The organism is Mesorhizobium sp. M0904 (assembly GCF_040319475.1).
Classification (GTDB): domain Bacteria; phylum Pseudomonadota; class Alphaproteobacteria; order Rhizobiales; family Rhizobiaceae; genus Mesorhizobium.
Genome location: NZ_JAMYOC010000017.1, coordinates 1 through 23,039, shown reverse-complemented (window position 1 = coordinate 23,039; position 23,039 = coordinate 1). Strand labels below are relative to the sequence as shown.

Below are 23,039 nucleotides of genomic sequence, written 5' to 3'. Positions count from 1 at the left end.
GCGCTGTTCAGCACATTCGGAACACGATACCAGCGGGAACAGCGGCGACGGGCATCAGCGGTCCTTCCATATGCTTTCTCAAATCAGATGTTGATTGACGCGGCCTCGAACACCGGAGTCAGAATGCCGAGCTGGCCTTCCATGAGACTTCGCCCCAGCGCCGAGATTCATGCACTAAACGCTGGGTTCACGGTCTGCCGAGTTATTGCTTGGCTGACTGGCTCCCAATAGCAGGCGCAATGGCATCAGCGGACCGACGGGAATGTACTCGTGATCCATCAGATTCTCTTGAGCGAGCGGCAGGGCCTCCATGATCGAACTCGCCTCAGCCACGTCTTTGACGTTCAGAAGGAAGACGGCGCCTCTGCCGTCTTCCCGCGAGTGCCATTCGCGGATTTGCCTTCAAGATAGAGTTGGACCGTCGCGCGTATCTCAGCGGGTATAGCGGCCATAACCTGCTCGCGCTTCACGCCGGGCTTTGCCGTCAACAGTGCAAACACGCCAGTGGTCGTTGCGGTGGAGGTCTGGGATTGGGTGGGTGACGGCTCGGCCATCGGGAAATCTCCATTCAGGATTTGCCCATCAAATCTAGGATCGCTTCCGGTAAGCGACTATCCGCGATAATATTGATGGGCCATGAAGCAGAACTTCACAGTGAGGCAAGGCGCGCTCGACGGCGTCGAGGCATTCCTGAGCGTTGCTCAGCACCGCAGCTTTCGCAGAGCAGCCGCGGAACTCGGGGTGACTCCATCGGCGATCAGCCAGGCGGTACGCGCGCTCGAGGCGCGCCTCGGCGCAGCACTCTTCATCCGCACAACACGCAGCGTCGGTCTGACCGAGGCCGGCGAACGTTTCTTGTCGCGCGCAAAGCCCGCCTTCGAGGAGCTCGTCGCCGCAAGCGAGGCCGCGCGTGACCTCGGGCAGCGGCCGGCTGGACTATTGCGTCTCTCGGTACCGCGCGCGGTGGTGCCGATCCTGCTGGAGCCACTGATCGCATCCTTCTGCCAAGCCAATCCCGAGGTCGAGGTGGAGATCGCCGCGAGTGAGGAACTGGTCGATATCGCGGCCGGAGGATTTGACGCAGGCATCCGGCTCGGTCAGTTCATCGCAGCGGACATGATCGCGGTGCGGCTCACGCCGCCGTTTCCGCTCGTCGTCGTGGGCAGCCCCGAGTATCTACGCCGGCAGGGGCGGCCGGAGCGTATCGAAGATCTGCGTGAGCATGCCTGCCTGCGCATGCGCCGCTCGAACGGGTCGATCGCGCCTTGGTCCTTTGTCAACGGCAACAAGCCGGTCGAGGCGCTCATCTCGGGACCGCTCGTCGCCCACGACTTTCCCACCGTACTTGGCGCGGCAGTGGAGGGCATGGGGCTCGCGCAAGTGCCTGCGCCGATCTCAGCTGGGCCAGTGAAAGCCGGAAAACTCGTGCGCGTTCTGGAGCGGTTCGCGCCGATAGCGCCGGGCGTGTTTCTCTATTATCCCAGCCGCCATCAAATGATGCCGAAACTGCGAGCCTTTATCGATCACGTAAAGAGCGGATCGGACGCTGCCAACAAAAATCCAGTTCACATCGATAACAAGCGAACAGGCGACGTGAAAGTGCGCTGACGTGGGAAGCGCGGACCAATAGAATTGAGAAGCCGACCTATGGGCCGTCAAAACGTTACAGTCTTGATTTCCGAGGGAAAAATAGCACGAAAATTTTTTGTGCGGTTTCGGCATCTATCGAAGTCGATCGCCTTTCCGGACCCACTTTGGGCAACTCAGGTGGTTTCACAGCGAACGAAGAAAGTACCCGTCACTAACTTTCATAGCACAGCGCGCCACAACGCGACCCGCCGCGGCAGCGTCATCCAGGCGCCATCCCCTCTCCGTTTGTAGGTGAACTGGATACCGCTGGCAGTGCAAACTGGACACTCCCGGCAGCATAAACTGGACACCTCAAGACCCACCCGCTCCGAGGGCGCGACAGCACGGTTCAAGGTTCAATGCCGCGCCCTCGCTTGCTGAACTTCTTCCCTGAGGGGGCCGGGGGAGGTTGAATAACCTGTGGAAAACCTGTGCGTCTTTTGGGACGGTTTGCGGACCGGCCTGAGCCTGGGAATCGTTTTGCTCAACTGCCCCTTCGAGACGGCTGACCGGCCAAAGACGCCCCTCAGGGGAGAGGGGGCCCGCGTTCCGTGGCACCGGCCCGCAACCTTCATAATATGATGGCCCGCGGCAACCGGAGAAGGGAATCTGTGCTCTCAAACCAGCATCGACTGCTGGGCGAAGATACCCGCCATCGCGCCGTGCGATGATGCCGTGGTGACCGAGGCCATGAGGGGGTTGGCGAGGTCGCCGGCGGCGTAGATGCCGGGAATGCTAGTTTCGCGGCGCTCGTCGACCTTGAGGGCGATGCCGAGGGGCGTATCGACCGTGGCGAGGCCCAGTGATTCATGCAGGCTTGCGGACGGCTTGTTGCGCGGATGGGCGAACAGGATGTCGACCGCGACATTGCGGCCGGTATCGAGATTGACGGTGGCGATATGGCCCCCGCGATGGGCGATCTCGGTGATCCGGCCATCGACGACAGGTATGTTGCGGCGCGCCAGATCGGCCCGGATATCGGGTGGAATGTCGTGACCATCGGCGAAGAGCGTCAACGTGTCGGTCCAATCGTGGTACAGCCTGACATAATTGTGCGACTGCGGGCCGGACCAGACAAGGCCCCAATGCTGGCCGGCGACTTCAAAGCCGTCGCAATAGGGACAGGGCACGATGGACGTGCCCCAGCTTTCGGCAAAGCCCGGAACATCAGGCATCTGGTCGGCGACGCCATAGCTCAGGATCAGGCGGCGCGCCGCAAGGCTTTCGCCATCGCCAGTGAGGACGGAGAAATCGTCGATGGCGCCGGAAACGCTGTCGGCCCGGGCACTGACCAGCCTGATCGTGGGATAACGCGCCAGCTGCTGCCGCGCCTCGGCCAGGATGTCCAGCGCTGGCTTGTGATCGTGACCGAGCAGACCATGCGAGTGGCCGGCGAAGCGATTGCGCGGCAGGCCGGTATCGAGAACGGTGACCTTGCGGCGGGCGCGGCCGAGCTGAAGCGCAGCGGCGAGACCGGCAAAGCTGCCGCCGATGATGATGACGTCATCCATGGTGATAAGCTCCGTGTTGTGGATGGAGGGGGTTGGGCTGGGCCTGGCGCGAAATATCGTCCAGCGATACGCGCTCGAGACCGGCAGCGAGCAGGGCTTCGGCATCGACGAGAAAGTCGCCCATCACTGTGTTGACCGGCCGGACAATGCCGCATTCGATATCGCCGGGCGGCCCAGGGAAACTTGATTTGGAGGACAGGTTGAAACCTACCCATTGGCTTGCACATTTCAGATACTACATGGTATCGTAATGCACGAATTAGGATACTGTCAAGTACTGGAATTGTCGTGACCGAAAACAGCCAGGGCCGGCGCGGCCGGCCCGCCAACGAGGCGCTTGGCCAAACGATAGTCGACGCCGCGTGCGAACTCTTTGTGGAATTGGGTTTTCAAGCGACGACATTGGACAAGGTCGCCCAGCGGGCGAAGATATCCAAGCTCAGCATCTATCGGCACTTCGAGAACAAGGAGGCGCTGTTCAGCGCGGCCATCGCGACCCGCTGCCATCAGTTTGCACCACAGGCCCTTTTTGAAGGCGTCGACGGTTCGGCCGAAGATCAGCTCATGGCGGTGGGATCATCCCTGCTTCGCACGCTGTTGAGCCCGGACGTCCGCAGTGTCGAAGCCATGATCATGGCCGATAAGACGAATCAAAAGTCGTTAAGCAAGCTCCATTACGAAGCCGGTCCCGCCCATGTCATCGCCCAAATCGAGGCCCTGTTGCGTCAGTTGCACGCGAAGGCGGTTCTGAACGTGCCCGATCCTCTCCGGTCCGCCCGCTTGTTTGCCGCGCTTTTCAAAGGATCCGATCTCCTGATTATCGCACGCTTCGATGAGGCGAGAGCAGAGGACGACAACGAAATCGAATCCTATTGCCGGTCGGCCGTCGCCATGTTCATCGCCGCGCACGGTGGCAACGACCACGCGGGCGGATAAGCATTTGATTGCTCCGGGCAGCTTGGCCGGGACCGTCGTCCAGGCGCTTCGTAATATTGGGCCGGCGCGCGCGGCCGAGCTTGCACAGATCGCGGCACCTCATCTTTCTCCCAACGATAAAAGACGCTCGCATCTACCGCGGTCCAAGCTCCCGGCTGGATGCGGTCGACGCTTCTCTCCATCGCAGATCCGGCAGCAGTCGGGACAACATTTGATAGGTGATGCGACGGTGCCATCCGACGATATGCGATCAGGTCCGGAACACCGATCGGTACCGCAGCCAAAGCTGCACGCCACGATTTTTCGTTGAGGACGCACCATCGTAACTCCGCCAGGCCAGAAGTGAGAAATCGTCGCCTTATGCTCTTCCCAAAATGGCTGGCCCAGTCATGAGATTCAGGTCGGTTTCCGCGGCGTTTTCCAACATCCATGGACAGGCATAATAATCTTCGATGCGATCGATGACGCGACCGGCGACATGGACACGAACCGGCCACGCGACCTGCCACCGGTCGCCTCGCTGGAAGAGCACGATCAAGACAGGCTCTCCGTCGATCGCCCCCAACTCCATGGTCCACGTCTCCGGGTTTCGCTCGTATTCGACGAAATAGGGAGAACTTCTGAGCAGGCCGTCGAAGCAGTCGGCGACCCGCAACCGAGCATCGGCGCTGGTGAGGCTCCGCACGCCATCCCAGTCATGGCGGTTGAAGAGGTCAACATAGCGCTGCAAGAGCCCCGCGGTGTCGGGATCAAGACGGTTCGGTTCACCGGCAGGTTCAGGGGGCAAGTCGGCGAGCTTCGCCCGTCCGCGGGAGAGCGCGGATTTGACGCCCCCAACCGTCGAGTCCACGAGTTCTGCGGTCTCTTCCAGCGAATAGTCGAACACGTCCTTCAGGAGGATGCAGGCGCGCTCCTTGGGCGGCAAGTGGCCAACCAGCCGTTCGATGGCGCGGCGTGCATCGGTCGCTGCCGGCTCTGCAGAGACAACGCCGATGTCGTCCGAATAGGCGTGCTCCGCGCGCTCGCGCACATCGCGTCGCCTCAGAAAGTCGATGCAGCGATTGTGAGCGATGCGAAACAGCCAGGGCTTCAGCCGGCGGGCATCGTCGAGGGTCTCAATGTTCGTATAGGCCTCGAACAGCGTCTCCTGCACGAGATCCTCACCGTCGAGGCGTGAGGCCGTCATGCGGGCGCAGTAGCGATGCAGTTGGGCGCGGACGCCTGACACCGTCTCGAGGAAGGCGCGATATCTTGCATCGAACAGGCCGGTCGGTCGCTCGGGCATGTCCTTCAGCTGCCACATCTGGGTTTCAATTTGCCAGTCATGCGACCTCCTGACCTTCCGCGCGTGTTTCCGCGGTTGCGGCCAGACCAAGCTTGGGGCGAACCCATTGTGCCAACCGCGCGATCGCGTCGTCGGCTTCGGGAGCGCGGCCGGCCATCATCTGGAACGAGTGCAGCATCCCCGGAAATACGTCTATGCGCACCTCGACGCCGGCGGCTTTCGCGCGGTCGGCGAGCGCTCGGCTGTCGTCGAGCAGGGTTTCGTCTCCGCCCACTTGCAGATAGATCGGCGGCAGGCCCTTCAGATCGGCAAAGATGGGGCTGGCGAGTGGATGCCGGGGATCGGTCCCTGCAAGGACTTGCGATACCAGCATATCCACGACCGCCTTCTGGAAGAAGGCGTCCTTCTCGCGGTTGCTTTCGTAGGAGTGCCCGCTCGCCGACAGATCATACCAGCCAGAGATGCTGAGGATCGCGGCCGGCAGCGGCCGTCCCGCATCGCGGAGTTTCATCGTCGCCGCAACGATCAGGCCAGCACCAGCGGAATCGCCTGCAGCTATGGTGTGCTTCGGCGCGACACCCTGCTCGGCGAGCCATTCGAACGCGGTCACGGCCTGCTCGATTTGGCGCGGAAACTTGCTCTGGAAAACGTAGTCGTACGTAGCGAGCAGAGCGTAACAGCCGATCGCCTTAGCAAGGTGTCCGACCATCTTGCGATGGGTCCAGATCGATCCGCCGACATAGCCACCGCCGTGCAGGTAAAGCATGACCCGGTCTTTGGCTGCCGTTTTTGGCTGAATCCACAGCGCGGTCTTGTCGCCGACGTTCGTCTCGACGTAATCGACGCCGCCCGGTTCTGCCGTCAAAACGGACCACTCGGATGCTTCCTGTGGCGATTCTCGACCGCTGCGGAAAGCCTCCGCGAGCGTTTCGTAGTGTATCTTGTTCGCTAGGCTCTGCTTGCTGTTCATTTGTCACGCTCCAATTCGTCCAGGAGGGCGATGTCAAGGATGACCGTGCCCATGAACAGCTAAGACGGATGAACCCAGCGAAAGGATACGTGGCCGGCAGATGCAACGCCTCGCCGGTGGCAGTTGCCGCGGACCCCGGGTGTCAAACCCAGCAAGGCTAGGCTGCTCCACCCTTCTCTGTGGGACGTTCGTTCCAGACATTCGCCGATCGGCCAGATGCTTCGTCTATGCCATTGCCGGGTGGCCGGGGGCTGGGACTATTGACTATTATCGCCGAGCCAACATCGCTTTAAACATGCTGCTCTATCCTCTTCTACTCCGCAGTACGCCCCGTCACTCCCACTCGATTGTACCTGGGGGCTTGCTCGTCACGTCGTAGACGACGCGGTTGATGCCGCGCACTTCGTTGATGATGCGCGTAGCGGCGGCACCGAGGAAGGCCATGTCGTAGTGGTAGAAATCCGCTGTCATGCCGTCGACCGAGGTGACGGCGCGCAGCGCGCAGACGAACTCGTAGGTGCGGCCGTCGCCCATCACGCCGACGGTCTGCACCGGCAGCAGCACGGCGAAAGCCTGCCAGATGGCGTCATACAGGCCGGCCTTGCGGATCTCGTCGAGATAGATGGCGTCGGCCTCGCGCAGGATCTCCAGCTTTTCGCGGGTGATGCCGCCCGGGCAGCGGATGGCAAGACCGGGACCGGGGAACGGATGCCGGCCGATGAAGCTGTCGGGCAGGCCGAGCTCCTTGCCGAGCGCCCTCACCTCGTCCTTGAACAATTCGCGCAGCGGCTCGACCAGCTGCATGTTCATGCGTTCGGGCAAGCCGCCGACATTATGGTGCGACTTGATCGTCACCGACGGTCCGCCGCTGAAAGAGACGCTTTCGATGACATCGGGATAGAGGGTGCCTTGCGCCAGAAAATCGGCGCCGCCGAGCTTCTCGGCCTCCTCCTCGAACACCTCGATGAACAGCCGCCCGATGGTCTTGCGCTTCTTCTCGGGGTCCGCCTCGCCCTCGAGCGCGCCGATGAAACGGTCCGCAGCGTCGACCAGGATCAGCGGCAGATTATAATGCTGGCGAAACATCTCCACCACGCCTGATGCCTCGTCCTTGCGCATCAGCCCGTGGTCGACGAGGATGCAGGTAAGCTGGTCGCCGACCGCCTCGTGGATCAGGAGTGCTGCGACAGAGGAATCGACGCCGCCTGAAAGCGCGCAGATCACCTTGCCCTTGCCGACCTGCTTACGGATCGTCTCGACCGCATGTTCGCGGTAAGTGCGCATCGTCCAGTCGCCCTCAATACCGGCGATGTTGTGGACGAAGTTGCGGAGCAGCCTGGCGCCGTCCGGCGTATGCACCACTTCGGGGTGGAACATGAGGCCGTACATCTTGCGCTCGACATTGCCGAAGATGGCGAAGGGCGAGCCTTCCGATTTTCCGAGCACCTCGAACCCCTTGGGCAGGGAGATGACGCGGTCGCCATGGCTCATCCACACCTGATGGCGCTGGCCGGGCGCCCACAGGCCCTCGAACAACGGGCTGTCCTTGGCGATCTCGACGAAGGCGCGGCCGAATTCGCGATGATCGGAGCTTTCGGCGACGCCACCCATCTGCACGCACATCGCCATCTGGCCATAGCAGATGCCGAGCACCGGCACGCCGGCGTCGAAGACGATCTGCGGCGCGCGCGGACTGCCGACGTCGGCGGTCGAGGCCGGGCCGCCGGACAGGATCACCGCCCTCGGATTGATGCGCTTGAACGCCGCCTCGGCCGACTGGAAGGGCACGATCTCGGAAAAGACGCCGGCCTCGCGGATGCGGCGGGCGATCAGCTGGGTAAACTGGCTGCCGAAATCGACAATCAGGACGGTGTCAGGATGATTGGCTGTTTTCATGGCGAGCGTTTAGAGAAAGAAACGAGTCGGCGCAAGGGGTTGCGAGGTCGCGCTTTCACTTCGATTCCGCATCTTCACGCGACAGATCAAACTCGATCGCGCCGGAGGCGATCGCCTGTTCCAGCAGCTGAACCGCCGCGGCCAGCTTCTCGTCGATGACGTGCAGATATTCGGTCCAGTCGCCGACATGCCTCAGATCGGCTGCCCCGTCGGAAATGCCGCGCAGGCCGATAAGCGGCACGTCGAACAGTTGGCAGGCGCGCAGGCAGGCGAAGGTCTCCATATCGACCATGTCGGCCGCGATCGCGTCGTAGGCGGAGCCGGTGACGATTGCCGCACCGGTCGACAGCGTCGCCTGCCTGATGCCAGGAACTCTGAACGGCAGCGGCACGCTGACAGGCAGATCGAGGAACGGCGTGGCGCCCTTCTCGAACCCTAGGGGCGAGGCGTCCATGTCGCGGTAGGCGACTGAAACGGCCTGGTAGATTTCGGTCTGCTCCAGCGTCCGGCTGCCCGCCGACCCGAGCGATACGACGAGATCGGGCAGCGCCTTTTCGGTCTTCAGCCGGGACAGTTCGGCGGTAAGTCCGACGCCGGCCTCGACCGGTCCGACGCCGGTCATCAGCGGCGTGAACAGCCGCTGCAGGTGTGGACCGTATTCGGCCTCGGCCGCCATGACGAAGAGAACGGACTTGCCGGACAGGCGAGACACTTTACCGGTCACGACGATCTACTCCTTTCTGGCCCTACCATCGGAGCCGGAAGGTAAGAAGGGCGACGTGCCCTCATCGACCCCCGGCCCTTCGCTATGGCTCCGGGCGTTCGTCGCTCGAAAAGCCCATTTAGGGGCTTTTCGTCCGCTGCGCGGACCGCTCCTCACCCCTCGATGCCGTCGCGGCCGAGCACTGTCATCATCGTTCCGGTCATTGTGGCAATCAGCTTGGCCTCGCCATCGACGGCGAACGCATAGGCCTGGCCATCGGCGACGATAATGGTGCGGCCGGGCTTGGTCACCGAGCCGCGGAACAGGAAACGCTCGCCCCGGCCCGGCGCCAGCAGATTGACCTTGAACTCGATGGTCAGCACGCCGGAATTTTCCGGCATCAGCGAGAATGCCGCATAGCCGCAGGCCGAGTCGAGAGCCGTCGAAATGACGCCAGCATGGAGAAAGCCGTGCTGCTGCGTCAGAGCCGCCGAATAGGGCATTTCGATCTCGATGATGCCGGGCGTCACCAGCGTCAGCTCGGCGCCAATCGTCATCATCGCGTTCTGGCGCGCAAAGGACGTCCTGACGCGGTCCTCATAATCGGGAGCAGGAACGATCTTTGCTGCCATGGCCGTCGCCCTTCATTTCTCGGCAAATCTTATTGCAAAGTCATTTATCGCAGAGGGGTGGGCGGCAGGCAATCGCAAATGCTGCACTGCAGCATTCGGCCCCGGCTCTGTGTCCATGGCAATGGCTCAGCCGGCGCGGCGCAGCGCACAGAAATAGAAACCGTCGGTGCCGCTCAGCAACGGTGACAGCGAAATGCCGCCCGCAGCGCCTATCCACATGGCCGCTTCGTGGCCCGCAAAACGGCTGTCCCAAAGCTGGCGGTGGTCGACAGGGACAAAACCGGGATGGCGGTCCCGGAACGCCGAAACCTGGTCGCCATTTTCCTCGTCGAACACCGAACAGGTGATGTAGACCAGCAGGCCTCCGGGTTTGACGAAGTCGCTGGCGGCATCGAGTATCGTCTCCTGCTCGCCCTTGCGCGCGTCGAGTTGCCTCTGTGTCAGCCGCCATTTGGCATCCGGCCGGCGCCGCCACGTGCCGCTGCCGGTGCAGGGCGCATCGATCAGGACGATGTCCATATGCCTGCCGAGCGGCGCGAGTTCGGCCGGCCTGGTGACGATCTGCACATTGCGGTTTTCCGAGCGGCGGATGCGGTCGAAGATCGGCGCCAGCCTGGCCTTCTCGGCGTCGTGGGCGAAGATCTGGCCGCGATTGTCCATCGCCGCGGAGAGCGCCAGCGTCTTGCCGCCGGCGCCGGCGCAAAAATCGAGCACCTGCATTCCAGGTTCGGCGCCGGCCAGTTCGGCCGCAATCTGCGAACCCTCGTCCTGAACCTCGAACCAGCCTTTCTGGAAGGCCGGCTCGGCCTGCACGTTCGGATGCCTGCCGTCGCCTTCGATCGGCGGGATGCGGATGCCGTGCGGCGCGATCCGCGCAGGCTTGGCGCCGGTCTCCGCCAACTCGGCCAGCACCTTGCCGCGATCGGCCTTGAGCGTATTGACCCTGAGGTCGAGCGGCGGGCGTGTCGCCAGCGCGGCACCCTCTTCCACCCAGGCCATGCCGAACGCGCGCTCGAACAGCGGCATGCACCAGTCGGGGATGTCTGCCCTGACAGCCGGCGGCGCATCGGCGAGCCGGCGACCGCCGAGCGTTGTCAGTTCGTCGGCGGTAAGCAGCGGCGGCGCGAACCTGTCGCCCTCGAGCACCTCGTTCAGCGACTGCGCCGTCTGGCCCCATTCGAGCAGCAGCGCGCCGAAGCCGATGGCGCGCGGCGTGTCCTCGCCGAGCAGCCAGCCGGCCGAGCGCTTGCGGCGCAGCGCGTCATAGACGATGTTGCCGATCGCGGCGCGGTCGCCGCCACCGGCGAAGCGGTGCGACAGGCCCCAGTCCTTCAGCGCATCGGCCACCGGCCGGTGGCGCCGGCCAATGTCGTCAAGCACTTCAATGGCTGCCGCCAGCCGCCCGCCCAGTCTCATTGTCGTCTTCCATTACTCAGCAAAACAAAATCCGGCCCTGCTCTTAGAGCTTTTCGTGTCCTGATTGAAACAGTTCTGTTTCCCCGACGGCGAGACAATCCATGCAAGGGGTGACGAGTGTGGGTTGGTGCATCGCGAGCCGCCGCCACCAAGCGGGCGCCGGCATGCGTAACCAAACAATTCATCAATACATTACAAGTCTCTAATGTGCATGTCTGGCGCTCACAAGCATAGCGGCTTGCGAAACTGCTCTGCTTTCCAAGTTTTCCGGTTGCGAATACTCTTTGCGCGGTGATTCGCGTCGCAGAAAAGGCGGAGCCGCGGGTCGATACGAGGAGAGGGCAATGAAGACTTATCTGGCGGAAGTTCTAGGCACGTTTCTATTGGTGTTCATCGGCACGGCTTCGGTGGTGACGGGCGGCTTCGGCGGCGCGCTGCCGCTTGGCCAGGAAGGTATCGGTCTGGCGTTCGGCATCGGCCTGATCGCGGCGGCCTATGCGATCGGCCCGATTTCGGGCGCGCACCTCAATCCGGCGGTGACGCTCGGTGTATTCCTCGCCGGGCGGATGCCGGCCAGGGATGTCATTCCCTATTGGATCGCGCAGGTCATCGGCGCCATCATCGCGTCGCTGGCACTGTGGATCATCGTCTCCGGACAGGTGGGCGGCCACACCGGCGGCTTCGGCGCTAATGGCTGGGATGTGACGAAATGGGGCGTCAGCTCGGCCTTGCTGTGGGAGCTGATCGGCACTTTCACCTTCGTCACGGTGATCCTCGGCGTCACCAACGCCAAGCACACCACGGCCTTCGCCGGCCTCGTAATCGGCCTGACGCTGGCCGGCCTGCACTTCGCCATCATCCCGGTGACCGGCACATCGCTCAACCCGGCCCGTTCGATCGGACCGGCGCTGTTTTCGGGAACTGCGGCGATCGGCCAGCTGTGGCTGTTCATCGTCGCGCCGCTGATCGGCGGCGCCATTGCCGGCGTGGTTGCCAAGGCCGGCATCTTCGAGAAGGACTGACTTTTCGGAAGCCCAACGAAAAAAGGCGCGGGTCGAGGCCCGCGCCTTTTTTTGTTGCGTCGAGAAATTCGTATGCCCGGATCAGGCCGCGAGGTCAAAACGGTCGGCGTTCATCACCTTGGTCCACGCCGCGACGAAATCCCTGACGAACTTCTGCCCGGCGTCCGCCGACCCGTAGACCTCGGCCAGCGCCCGCAGCTGCGCATGCGAGCCGAAGATCAGGTCCGCGCGGGTGCCGGTCCACTTGACCGCCCTGGTCTTGCGGTCGCGCGCTTCGTAGACTTCATCGGAGCCGGCCGCCGGATCCCAGACAGTGTTCATGGAGAGCAGGTTGACGAAGAAATCGTTGGTCAACGTGCCCGGCCTGTCGGTGAACACCCCGTGCTTCGACTGACCGGTGTTGGCGCCGAGCACCCGCAACCCGCCGACGAGCACCGTCATCTCCGGCGCCGTCAAGGTCAGCAGCTGCGCCCGGTCGACCAGCATCGCCTCGACCGACATCGGCGGCTTACCCCTGACATAATTGCGGAAGCCATCGATTTTCGGCTCGAGCGCGGCGAAGGACTGGACGTCGGTCTGTTCCTGCGAAGCGTCCATGCGGCCCGGCGTGAAAGGCACCTGCACGTCATGGCCGCCGTCCTTGGCCGCCCTCTCGACCGCGGCGACGCCGCCGAGAACGATCAGGTCGGCAAGCGAGATCTTCTTGCCGCCGGACTGCGAGTTATTGAAGCCCTTCTGGATGCCTTCGAGTGTCTCGAGCACCTTGGCCAGCTGCGCCGGCTGGTTGACCTCCCAATCCTTCTGCGGCGCCAGGCGGATGCGGGCGCCGTTGGCGCCGCCGCGCTTGTCGGAGCCGCGGAAAGTCGAGGCCGAGGCCCAGGCGGTCGAGACCAGTTCGGAAACGGACAGGCCGGAGGCCAGGATCTTCGCCTTCAGCGAGGCGATGTCCTGTTCGCTGACCAGTTCGTGGTCGATTGCCGGTATCGGGTCCTGCCAGATCAGCTCTTCCTTCGGCGCGAGCGGGCCGAGATAGCGGACGGCCGGACCCATGTCGCGATGCGTCAGCTTGAACCAGGCGCGGGCGAAGGCATCGGCGAACTGATCAGGATTCTGATGGAACCGCCGCGAGATCTTCTCGTAGGCCGGGTCGACGCGTAGCGCGAGGTCGGTGGTCAGCATCGCCGGCGCGCGGCGCTTCGAGGGATCGTGCGCGTCCGGCACGGTGCCTGCACCGGCGCCGCCCTTCGGCGTCCACTGATGGGCGCCGGCCGGGCTCTTGGTCAGCTCCCATTCGTAGTTGAACAGATTGTCGAAGAAGTTGTTGCTCCATTTGGTCGGCGTCGTGGTCCAGGTCACCTCGAGGCCCGAGGTGATGGCGTCGCCGGCAATGCCGGTGGCATGCTTGCTCGACCAGCCGAGGCCCTGTGCCTCGATGCCGGCGCCTTCCGGCTCCGCCCCGACCAGCGATGCATCACCGGCGCCGTGGGTCTTGCCGAAGGTGTGACCGCCGGCGATGAGCGCCACGGTTTCCTCGTCGTTCATGGCCATGCGAGCGAAGGTCTCGCGAATGTCGCGCGCCGCGGCCAATGGATCGGGCGTGCCGTTCGGCCCTTCCGGGTTGACGTAGATCAGCCCCATCTGCACGGCGCCGAGATGGCCGTGAAGTTCGCGGTCGCCGGAATAGCGCTCGTCGGCGAGCCATTTGGTTTCCGATCCCCAGTCGACGTCCTGCTCCGGCTCCCAGACATCGGCGCGGCCGCCGGCGAAGCCGAAGGTCTTGAAGCCCATCGATTCCAGCGCGACGTTGCCGGTGAGGATCAACAGGTCGGCCCAGGAGATTTTCCTGCCGTATTTCTGCTTGACCGGCCACAGCAGCCGGCGCGCCTTGTCGAGATTGGCATTGTCCGGCCAGCTGTTGAGCGGCGCGAAACGCTGCTGGCCGGCGCCGGCGCCGCCACGGCCGTCGCCGATGCGATAGGTACCGGCGCTGTGCCAGGCCATGCGGATGAAGAGCGGGCCGTAATGGCCGAAATCGGCCGGCCACCAATCCTGCGAATCGGTCATCACCTGGTGCAGATCCCTGATCACCGCATCGAGATCGAGGCTCTTGAATTCCTTGGCGTAGTCGAAGTCCTCGTCCATCGGGTCCGAGAGGCTGGACTGCTGGTGGAGGACGCCAAGGTCGAGCTGGTTTGGCCACCAGTCGCGGTTGGTCCTGCTGGCCGATCCATGTGGGACCGGGCATTTGCCGGCGCTGTTGTCGTCGGTTTTCGCGTCCATCTTTGCCTCCGATTTGTTGATTGTCCGGGATTTTGTTGATTTTCCGGGCAGGGCCAGCGGCCGCGCCATCCTGGAATGGTTCCAGACTAGCCCGCCCAGCCGATAAAGACAAATTGCCTTTGCTGTTTATTCTGATAGGTTTTCCTTATGATCGGTTTGACCGTCCGGCAGATGCATTATTTCGAGGCGCTGGCGCAGACGCTGCATTTCGGCCGTGCCGCAAAACTCGCCGGCGTCAGCCAGCCGGCGCTGTCTTCGCAGATCGCCGAGATGGAGCTGCGGCTGAATTGCCGTCTGTTCGAGCGCGGCGGCAAGGTGGTGCGGATGACCGACGAGGCCGTGGCCCTGCTGCCGCGCATCGAGCGCATTCTTGCCGACGTCCGCGACGTCGAGGCGACGGCCCGGCGCGGCCGCCCGGCGCTGGAAGGCCGCTTCCGGCTCGGCATCATCCCGACGGTGGCGCCCTATCTGCTGCCGCATGTGCTGCCGGAGCTGAAACGGCATTTCCCGGCCTTGCAGCTGGAACTGCGCGAAGCCGTGACCGCCTCGCTGGTCGAGGACACCAGTTCGGGAAAGCTCGATGCCTTCGTCGCGGCGCTGCCTCTCGATTACCCAGGTCTGGTTACCGAGGAACTTTTCTCCGACCGGTTCTTCCTGGCCGTGCCGGCCGGCGACCCCGCCTTCGCCTCGCCGCCGGTGCCACCGGAGAGCCCGGCACTGGAGCGGCTGATGCTGCTCGAGGAAGGCCATTGCCTGCGCGAACAGGCGCTCGCCGTCTGCGGCAACGTGCGGCCGGTGGCGATGGCAAGCTATGGCGCGACCAGCCTGACGACGCTCTTACAGATGGTGGCGCATGGGCTCGGCGTCACGCTCATCCCCGAGATGGCGGCCGGGCCAGCCAGCACTATCCCCGATTTGAAGATCGTGCCGTTCCAGGAACCGATGCCGCAGCGCACGATCTGCCTCGCCTGGCGGCGCAACAAGGTTCGGCACGACGAATGCGTCGAACTGGCGAAGATCATCCGCGGGCTGGATGCGGCGGTGCTGGCAGTGTAGAGCGGCGGGTCAAGGATCCGGTTTTAGCCCCGAAGCCAACCCGCAAGGAACGGCTTCAATCCTTTTCCCAGGCTGCGAGCAACGGGCCGTTGCTTCCATAGACAGGGTCCTTGCGCGGACGGCCAACCCTGGGGATCGTGACGACTGCCTTGGCATGGTCGGCGGCGGTCGTACACAGGTCATAGGTGCCGGATGGAGGATAGGCGCCGACAACCAGAAAATCGTCGGATGCGAAAAGACGTTGGTGCCCGGTGCCGGCCGGAAGAACCGCGACGTCGCCGGCCTTCAGCGACAGCGTTCGTCCCTTGTTGCCGCCAAAGCGGACCTTGGCCGTGCCGCGCGCAACGCCGAGCACCTCGTGTATCCGCGAATGGTAGTGGACGTAGCCGTAGATGCCGTTGCGCCAGCTATCGCCCCAGCCATTTGCCTCGAAAAGCGCCTCCATGACGGCCGCCGGATCGAAGTCTTCGGGCAGCTTCACAGCGCCGCGATAGACGACAAGCGGCCAGAACGGATGGTTGGGCACCAGGCCATCATCGCTGAACCGAAACGCGTTTGGTTTGCGCGGCCTCAGGAGGTCGGCAACCTCTCGCCTGTCCGGTCTGGCGATACCAGTGACCTGCTCGACGGCTTTCTTCGTGGTTTGCAGAATGCTCATGGTGCGCCCTTGGGGTTGGTGGAAGCTTCATACCGATTAACCGGTTGGATGGCGGTCGGTTCCGCTGGCGGCAGAGATCTGCGAACGGTGCGGCAGTCATGGACGGTGCTTGGCGTCGCGACAAGATCCAGCACGACGAGGTGTGAAACTGGCAACAAATATTCGTCGGTCGGAGGCGGCGGCATTGGAGGGGGAGATGCGCCGTACCGTGAAATGGAAAGTCTGGTGTGACCCGAGGTCGACCTTCGCAGCCTGAATGGCTGCTTTGCGCCGCATCACAGCCGTTGGGGAGAGAAGATGGTCATCCCGAAAGCCGAAAGTTCCGTTTGTTCGAATGATGACAACTAAGGAAATACGAAACAGCCTTTGCGCGAATCCGCGCTTTGGCGTTGCCGAGGGTGCTTCACTAGCATTGATCTTTTTGGTGCGGCATCCACGGCGCCGCGGCGTGCAGTAAGTGGAGAATACAATAGCGGTGAGGGCTGCGATCGTTGAGGTTCAGTGATGAATCATGTGCAGACTACCAGGTCAAAATGTCTCCGCTGTGACTTCACCTTTATTAAACGACGGCCATTGATTTTACCTCACCAGATAAGCGGCAGGGGGTATAACGGCGTGCCGTCCCTCATTCCGCTATGCCTCGTTCTGCTGTTGGCATCTCCGGCAAATGGTCAGTTGGCGCCCGAAGCGCCAGCGGTTGCCATGGCTAACGACAGCTCGTCGGTCGTGGTTTCCGAACATACCAAGGTCGACAAAGAACCGGGCAAGCCACAACCGAGCGCGCTCGGATCCTGTCTATCTAGAGAGCTGGTGCTCAGCGAAACACAGGCACTCAAGGAGGGTGCGCAAACGCGCCTGGGCGAGCATGAAGTGGCTTTACGCCGCGAATTGGCCGCAGCACGAGCGGAGCTAGACGTCATGCAGCGCAGCATACGTGAGCTAAGCGCCCAAGCACACGTGCTGGCAGACACGGTGGCTCAGCAAGCACAAGCCCTAAAAGAGCAGCAGCGAACAGACGAAGCGCTCGCGCTCGATCTGGAGACGGCGCAGCGCGTTATCGAAAGCTACAGAGCTGAAGCCAGTCTCTGGAACAGCGAGCAGGCCGCCGCGCTTGGCGCGCACCCCTCTATGGAAGCCTCCCAGCTTGCTGCGAAGCGAGCGCTTGATGACGAGCGGCACAAGGTTGAGCTCTTGGAACAAGAACTTGCCACGGCTCGCCAAACTATCGATGCTCTGAAGACAGGCGCAAATCTGGCAGCCGTCGAGCAGGCCAACGCCATAAGGGACCGACAGGTGGCCGAGGCCGCTCTAAAGCAGGTTCGAGAAAGACTCGAACGGGGACGCGAACGAGCAGATTCAGCTGTACGTGACCTCGATATTGTTCGCCAGGAACGCGATGCTTTAAAGCAGAATTCGGTAGCATTGAGTGCGGCGCTCGACCAAGAGCGTGAAAGGGCTATCGGCCTAGCCCGCAGCCTCAGTGCGGCGCGTGAGGCAATTGATACTGTCAAGGGTAAGCGTCGGACTGCGGCTGTGGAGTGCGCGCCGAAAACACGTACCCCCGCGAGTGCACTTGCAAGTAGGTTATCGTGTTCGGGCGCCAAACCAGCCCGTAAACCGGGCTTGCCGGAAAAACAGAGAGTGAAGGTCCAAAAGTCGCCGCAAACTGCTCTGCTGGCAACCATACCTCTTCCCGCAGCATTGCTTCCAACACGGCCATCAAAAAGCTCGAGCCGCGCCAGTGAAGACTAGTGAGCGAAAGCCGCAGGGGAGACGACTATGAACAAGTATGTCGCAGCCGCCTTGGTGATCGGGACTACAATTGGGCCTGCCTCGGCACTTGAAGCAGGCGTGGGCGGTAGGGCCGGCGGTGTCGGGGTCGGTGCTGGAGTGAGCGCCGGTTCGCAAGGCGTATCTGTCGGGGCGGGCACGAGCGTCGACGGCGTAGGCGGAGCAAATCTTGGAGCTTCGGTCGGTGCAGATGACGGATCAGTCGACGCAGGCGTTGGTGCCAGCGGCAACGTTGGTGACACAAGCACAAATGCCAGTGTGGGCGACGATCCGTCCGCCGAAAACGAGGCGGCTACCGCACCCGACAGTTCGACTGCAGCGTCGGCCCCTGCCTCTGCGAAGACCGCCAGGCAATCCATCGTGCTGCCACCCGTCCTCAGGCCTTCCAAAGCCGGTGAGGGTGACTTCACCGAGGGATATCCCTTTGGATCTCTGGGGCCACTGACACCGAGACCCGGTACGCCGATTGCGGTCGTGCGAGCCTGCCGCGCGGCGATCATGGCCGCTGCGACGCCGCTGGGCGCCGTCCGTGTCCACGCGGCAAGCGCAGGCGCCTTGCGTCAACTTCGGGGTGCACTCACGGCGCCGATCGACGTGCGAATAGACTACGCGAGAGAAGGCGGCATCGAAGTCCGGCAGGCGCAAGTCAGTTGTCGCCTCGATGCGTCGGGCAGGGTCACTGCAATAATATAGCACCAAGCTTGATTGACAGCGCTGCACGCCGACAGCCGGTACGATCCGCTTCGCCATCTACAAGGCGGCGTTCTTCGGCGGTGGCGCCGGAGGTGAGGGCACGCTGACCTTCATGATCGCCGCTATCCCATCTCGGCTCGGCGGCATTTCGGGCGACCTCGCCTTCGAGCTTCTAAACTAGTCTAGCCCATCTTCGCCTCCCACTCCCTCACGGCATAAATATCAAAAACACCCAGGTAAAAAACACCACAAGGTGCACCAGCCCGGTCAGGAACGTCGTTCTCTCGGTGCTAAAGCTTACATTGCAGATGAAAAGCGCCAGGACCAAAAGCACCGTGTCGGTCGCCGGCAGCCCCAGGGTCAGCCCTCTTCCGGTGAGCAGGCTGGCGGCGGCTATGCCCGGTATTGTCAGGCCGATCGTCGCGCAGGCCGAACCCATGGCGACGTTCAGGCCGCGCTGCAGCTCGTTGTTGAGTGCGGCACGGACCGCTGAAATCGCCTCCGGCATCAAGACGAGCCCGGCGATCATCGCGCCGACAATGGCGTCGGCCTGGGGCACCTCATAGGCAATGAGCGCATCTTCGACGCTTGCGGCGACTTGCTCGGCCAGCATGACAATGCCGATCAGCCCGATCAGCAGGAGAATAGCGCCGGCGGCGAGGCTTTCGTGGGCGTCGGTTCGCACTGTGGCGCCGTGTGCTTGTGCGTCGATGAAATCGTCGCGGTGGCGGACAGTCTGCGCGAACAGAAAACCGGCATACAGCAGCACCGAAAGCACGCTGACGAAGCCAAGCTGCGCCGCCGAGAACGTGCCGGGATCGGTGGTTCGCGTGTAGGTCGGCAGAATGAGCGTCATGACGCTCAGCGCGACCAGAACCGCCAGATAGGCGCTGGTGCCTTGGCGCACGATTGCCTGCTTGCGATGGCGCCAGCCGCCAAACGTCAGGCACATGCCGACAACACCGGTGGAGGTGATCATCACCGTCGAGAACACGGATTCGCGTGCAAGCGTCGGGTTGTTCGCGCCATGCAGCATGATCGAAACGATGATCGATACTTCGATCGCCGTCACGGCGATGGTCAGCACCAACGTGCCGTACGGCTCGCCTACCCGCCGGGCCACCACCTCGGCGTGGTCGAGCACCACGAAAATGGTGATGAACATGATCGCGCTCGACAGCGCGCCAATAAATATCCTGGTGCCCAGCGACCCTTCGTCCACCGACACCCCGCTGGCCCTGACCGCGACAGCCATCGCCAGCGCGGCCAACGGCATGCCGTAGGAAACCGCCGATCTTGCGAAACCCTTCATCCCTCAAGCCTTGTGCATTTCTGCGGACCCTGCGGAAGGCCTATTTGGACAGCATCATCGCACACACTGGTGGACCTACGCGAATTAGATGTTACCTTCTTTCATAGTAAAGAAATGGAAGAATAGATCTGATTCCTCTTTCTGCTTCTTATTTAAGATTCTCTTGGTAGCTCCGTCAGGCAGCCCCCATTGATGTATCGCAAACTCTATACTTGCGTAAAAACTAGCCCTGAATGCCCTCTTGACGATACGGGAATGGATATCGAAAAAGTACAGAAAGGCCAACAACTCTCGCTGGCCCCAGCTGGTTTGAATGTCAAATCTATCGTCTGTCGTTAGTCCGTGAATCAGTCTGTTTCTCATTTCCAAAAAAAGCTGAAATCCGGCCTTTACCATTGGATCAATTTCCCAAGCCTCTTCCATTGAGGCTATCATATTGCCGAGCGTTTTCCTTTTCCAACCGTCTTTTAGATCGTTTAGCGTCTTATATTTAAGCTTTTGTTTTTTCGATATCCCAAGTAAAAAAGAGTTCACAATGTAATTCTCTATTTGGTGACACCTTACTAAGCACATACCCAGCATGGTTACAATATGAATAACGGGTCCATTCCAAACGTCCTCGTCATCATAATTGTTCACCAGATCGGCAAGTCCTGGATCCCTTCTCAGTTCGTCTACAGCTCTGGATCCAATCGATCTCTCTCTTTCTATACTGCACGGCCTGTAATCATGGACACTAAACACGATATCACATAACAGCATTTCCTCCTTATTTTCAATTTTTCTGAATTCTGCACCAAGGTCTCGAAATATTTCTTTCCCATAAACATACCATGGCCAAGGGTTTTCCTTGTAGCGATCCTGCCTCCTATATCTTCTAAAAACCTTTTTGGGGATAGACACAATCCGTTCTGCAATCACCTCGCCCAACTCAAAATCATTCACGCGACATTCAACACAGCGCGCGCTCCGGCTATTTTTTGCAGCAATAAAACAATCCTCGTACCCATCTGAAGTAACCCAATATAAATTCCAGCTGTTGGATGCCATACCTATTAAGCCGCCGATATTTTCAAAAACAAATCCCCCAAAAACAGAGTTAACCGACTCTAGTACTTAAAGCGAAGCTCGGAACTTTGTAAGATTATTCCCTCAAGCCGTCTTCTGCGTCACCAATCCTAGTTCGTCGATCATCGCCTGGCGCATTAGGAATTTCTGCGGCTTGCCGGTCACCGTCATCGGCAATTCGGTGCGGAAGCGGATGTAGCGCGGGATCTTGAAATGGGCGATCTGGCCGGCGCAGAACGCCTTGATGTCCTGCTCCGTGGTGATCTGGCCGGGCTTCAGCACGATCCAGGCGCACAGCTCCTCGCCATATTTCGGGTCGGGAATGCCGAACACCTGCACCTCCTTGATCTTGGGGTGGCGATAGAGGAATTCCTCGACCTCGCGCGGATAGACGTTCTCGCCGCCGCGGATGACCATGTCCTTGACCCGGCCGACGATGTTGCAATAGCCGTCTGCGTCGATGGTGGCGAGGTCACCGGTGTGCATCCAGCCCTCTGCGTCGATGGCCTCGCGGGTCTTCTGCTCGTCGTCCCAATAGCCCTTCATCACCGAATAGCCGCGCGTGCAGAGCTCGCCCGGCGCGCCGACCGCGACGGTGGCGCCTTCGGCGTCTATCGCCTTGACCTCGACATGCGGATGGACGCGGCCGACGGTCGAGACGCGCTTTTCCAGGGGGTCGTCGACGCTGCTCTGAAAGGACACCGGGCTGGTCTCGGTCATGCCGTAGGCAATGGTCACCTCGGCCATGTGCATCAGCGACACCACCTTCTTCATCACCTCGATCGGGCATGGCGAGCCGGCCATGATGCCGGTGCGCAGGCTGGTGAGATCGAAGGAGGCGAAATCCGGATGGTCGAGCAGGCCGACGAACATGGTCGGCACGCCGTAAAGCGCGGTGCAGCGTTCCGTTGCCACCGCCTTCAGCGTGGCGCCGGCATCGAACCCCTCGCTCGGGAAAACCATGGTCGCGCCCTTGGTGACGCAGCCCATCGTGCCCATCGACATGCCGAAGCAGTGGTAGAGCGGCACCGGGATGCACAGCAGGTCGTCGACGGTAAGCCGGATCGCCGCGGTGACGAAATTGCCGTTGTTGACGATGTTGTTGTGGGTCAGCGTCGCGCCTTTCGGCGCGCCGGTCGTGCCTGAGGTGAACTGAATATTGATGGAGTCGTCCGGTTTCAGCCCGTCGGAGATGCGGTCGAGCTTGTCATGCTCGTCGCGCCCGGCCATCGCCAGCACGTCGGCGAAATTGAACATGCCCGGCGAACTCTCCTCGTCCATGCGAATGACGATCTTCAACGCCGGCAGCTTGCTGGCGTCGAGCTTGCCGGGGGTGGCCGTGGTGATCTCCGGCGCCAGCGTCTCGATCATGCCGAGATAGTCGGAACTCCTGAACTTGGCGGCGGTGACGAGCGCTCGGCAAGCCACCTTGTTCAAGGCATATTCCAGCTCGACCAGCCGGTAGGCCGGGTTGATGTTGACCAGGATCAGGCCGATGCGGGCGGTGGCGAATTGCGTCACCAGCCATTCCCAGCGGTTCGGCGACCAGATGCCGACGCGGTCGCCTTTCTCGAGGCCGAGCGCCAGGAAGCCGGCGGCCAGCGCATCGACGGTCTCCGAGAGTTCCTCCCAGGTAAAGCGCTTGTCCTGCTCGACGAAGACGGCGGCATCGAGCGTGCCGTATTTGCTGACCGTATCGGCAAACAGCGCCGGGATCGTCAGGTTGAGCAGCGGCACGCTGCGCTCGCCCGAGACATGCGCCGTGCCGTCGACCGGCGCAATGAACGAGCCGCCATCGCGCTTGCCGCGCAGGCTGGTGGCATTCTTCAACTCGTCGAGATTGATCGGCATCGCCGTGTCCTCCGCAGACCAGCCAAGCCTATCAGCCCGGCGGGGTGGTGGAAATCCCGTCGATGGTGGGGCTTGCGCTGGAACTCGCCTGTCAGGGCCAAAAACAAAAAACCCGCCTCGGCGGGCGGGTCTTCTGGGCCAATTGGCACCATAGCGAGATTAGTAGCATAGCTGCCGGCACAAAGCAAGAACAAAATTGCTGTATGTCGGGAAATTGCTTCGGGTCGGCGCAGCTGCTTATCTCCCCCCCTCGAGGGCAGGGCTATCGCATATGAGTGATGGCATTGATGAGATAGTCATCGTTCCAGGCGCATTTCTTGATGCGATGGC

General features: G+C 61.9%; 19 protein-coding genes. 7 read left to right on the top strand and 12 right to left on the bottom strand.

From position 1 onward, the window contains the following. Positions 1-636: 636 nt before the first annotated feature. Positions 637-1,608 carry a LysR family transcriptional regulator gene (locus NKH80_RS18655; RefSeq protein ID WP_352506870.1) on the top strand — a complete coding sequence of 324 codons (972 nt, stop codon included), beginning with the start codon at positions 637-639 and terminating at the stop codon, positions 1,606-1,608. Positions 1,609-2,246: 638 nt separating this feature from the next. Here the strand turns inward: NKH80_RS18655 and NKH80_RS18650 are convergent. Further along, positions 2,247-3,140 (bottom strand): NAD(P)/FAD-dependent oxidoreductase, encoded by an 894-nt coding sequence (locus NKH80_RS18650; RefSeq protein WP_352992885.1) that lies wholly within the window; start codon positions 3,138-3,140, stop codon positions 2,247-2,249. Here NKH80_RS18650 and NKH80_RS18645 point away from each other — a divergent pair. Further along, positions 3,139-3,327, top strand: coding sequence for a hypothetical protein (locus NKH80_RS18645; RefSeq protein ID WP_352992883.1), 189 nt, complete (start codon positions 3,139-3,141; stop codon positions 3,325-3,327). The genes NKH80_RS18650 and NKH80_RS18645 overlap by 2 nt on opposite strands. 101 nt (positions 3,328-3,428) lie before the next feature. After that, positions 3,429-4,076: a TetR/AcrR family transcriptional regulator gene (locus NKH80_RS18640; protein ID WP_352506873.1), complete on the top strand. Its 648-nt coding sequence runs from the start codon at positions 3,429-3,431 to the stop codon at positions 4,074-4,076. 358 nt (positions 4,077-4,434) lie between these two features. Here the strand turns inward: NKH80_RS18640 and NKH80_RS18635 are convergent, their stop codons facing one another. From NKH80_RS18635 to NKH80_RS18610, 6 genes are all read right to left on the bottom strand, one after another. Then, positions 4,435-5,379 carry an RNA polymerase sigma factor gene (locus tag NKH80_RS18635; RefSeq protein ID WP_352992881.1) on the bottom strand — a complete coding sequence of 315 codons (945 nt, stop codon included), beginning with the start codon at positions 5,377-5,379 and terminating at the stop codon, positions 4,435-4,437. A gap of 19 nt (positions 5,380-5,398) precedes the next feature. Then, positions 5,399-6,331: an alpha/beta hydrolase gene (locus NKH80_RS18630; RefSeq protein WP_352992879.1), complete on the bottom strand. Its 933-nt coding sequence runs from the start codon at positions 6,329-6,331 to the stop codon at positions 5,399-5,401. A 333-nt stretch (positions 6,332-6,664) separates the two neighbouring features. After that, complete coding sequence (gene guaA, locus NKH80_RS18625) at positions 6,665-8,227, bottom strand: glutamine-hydrolyzing GMP synthase (RefSeq protein ID WP_352992877.1); 1,563 nt, start codon at positions 8,225-8,227, stop codon at positions 6,665-6,667. Positions 8,228-8,282: 55 nt separating this feature from the next. Then, positions 8,283-8,951: a 5'-methylthioadenosine/S-adenosylhomocysteine nucleosidase gene (locus NKH80_RS18620; RefSeq protein WP_352992874.1), complete on the bottom strand. Its 669-nt coding sequence runs from the start codon at positions 8,949-8,951 to the stop codon at positions 8,283-8,285. Positions 8,952-9,103: 152 nt separating this feature from the next. Next, positions 9,104-9,562, bottom strand: coding sequence for a PaaI family thioesterase (locus tag NKH80_RS18615; protein ID WP_023677140.1), 459 nt, complete (start codon positions 9,560-9,562; stop codon positions 9,104-9,106). Between the two features lie 126 nt (positions 9,563-9,688). Beyond that, complete coding sequence (locus tag NKH80_RS18610) at positions 9,689-10,978, bottom strand: RsmB/NOP family class I SAM-dependent RNA methyltransferase (protein ID WP_352992872.1); 1,290 nt, start codon at positions 10,976-10,978, stop codon at positions 9,689-9,691. Between the two features lie 344 nt (positions 10,979-11,322). Here NKH80_RS18610 and NKH80_RS18605 point away from each other — a divergent pair, with 344 nt between their 5' ends. Then, on the top strand, positions 11,323-12,000 hold the full coding sequence (locus NKH80_RS18605; protein ID WP_254819333.1) for an MIP/aquaporin family protein: 678 nt from the start codon (positions 11,323-11,325) through the stop codon (positions 11,998-12,000). 81 nt (positions 12,001-12,081) lie between these two features. Here NKH80_RS18605 and katG read toward each other — a convergent pair whose 3' ends face one another. Continuing rightward, positions 12,082-14,280: a catalase/peroxidase HPI gene (gene katG, locus NKH80_RS18600; protein ID WP_352992870.1), complete on the bottom strand. Its 2,199-nt coding sequence runs from the start codon at positions 14,278-14,280 to the stop codon at positions 12,082-12,084. A 147-nt stretch (positions 14,281-14,427) separates the two neighbouring features. On the opposite strand from katG, the gene NKH80_RS18595 reads away from it, so the two are divergent. Next, entirely contained in the window at positions 14,428-15,336 is a 909-nt protein-coding gene (locus NKH80_RS18595; protein ID WP_352992868.1) for a hydrogen peroxide-inducible genes activator, read from the top strand. Between the two features lie 55 nt (positions 15,337-15,391). Here the strand turns inward: NKH80_RS18595 and NKH80_RS18590 are convergent, their stop codons facing one another. After that, the gene (locus tag NKH80_RS18590; protein WP_352992866.1) at positions 15,392-15,994 is read right to left on the bottom strand and encodes a cupin; all 603 of its coding nucleotides are present in this window, start codon (positions 15,992-15,994) and stop codon (positions 15,392-15,394) included. A gap of 504 nt (positions 15,995-16,498) precedes the next feature. On the opposite strand from NKH80_RS18590, the gene NKH80_RS18585 reads away from it, so the two are divergent. Together NKH80_RS18585 and NKH80_RS18580 are read left to right on the top strand one after the other, a co-directional pair. Further along, positions 16,499-17,746, top strand: a complete 1,248-nt coding sequence (locus NKH80_RS18585) for a coiled-coil domain-containing protein (RefSeq protein ID WP_352992864.1) — start codon at positions 16,499-16,501, stop codon at positions 17,744-17,746. Positions 17,747-17,773: 27 nt separating this feature from the next. Next, positions 17,774-18,478: a hypothetical protein gene (locus NKH80_RS18580; protein WP_352992863.1), complete on the top strand. Its 705-nt coding sequence runs from the start codon at positions 17,774-17,776 to the stop codon at positions 18,476-18,478. A 208-nt stretch (positions 18,479-18,686) separates the two neighbouring features. Here the strand turns inward: NKH80_RS18580 and NKH80_RS18575 are convergent, their stop codons facing one another. From NKH80_RS18575 to NKH80_RS18565, 3 genes are all read right to left on the bottom strand, one after another. Then, positions 18,687-19,790: a calcium:cation antiporter gene (locus NKH80_RS18575; RefSeq protein ID WP_352992861.1), complete on the bottom strand. Its 1,104-nt coding sequence runs from the start codon at positions 19,788-19,790 to the stop codon at positions 18,687-18,689. A gap of 84 nt (positions 19,791-19,874) precedes the next feature. Beyond that, positions 19,875-20,735, bottom strand: a complete 861-nt coding sequence (locus NKH80_RS18570; RefSeq protein WP_352992859.1) for a hypothetical protein — start codon at positions 20,733-20,735, stop codon at positions 19,875-19,877. Positions 20,736-20,942: 207 nt separating this feature from the next. Then, positions 20,943-22,709, bottom strand: coding sequence for an AMP-binding protein (locus NKH80_RS18565; RefSeq protein WP_352992857.1), 1,767 nt, complete (start codon positions 22,707-22,709; stop codon positions 20,943-20,945). Between the last annotated feature and the right edge of the window lie 330 nt (positions 22,710-23,039).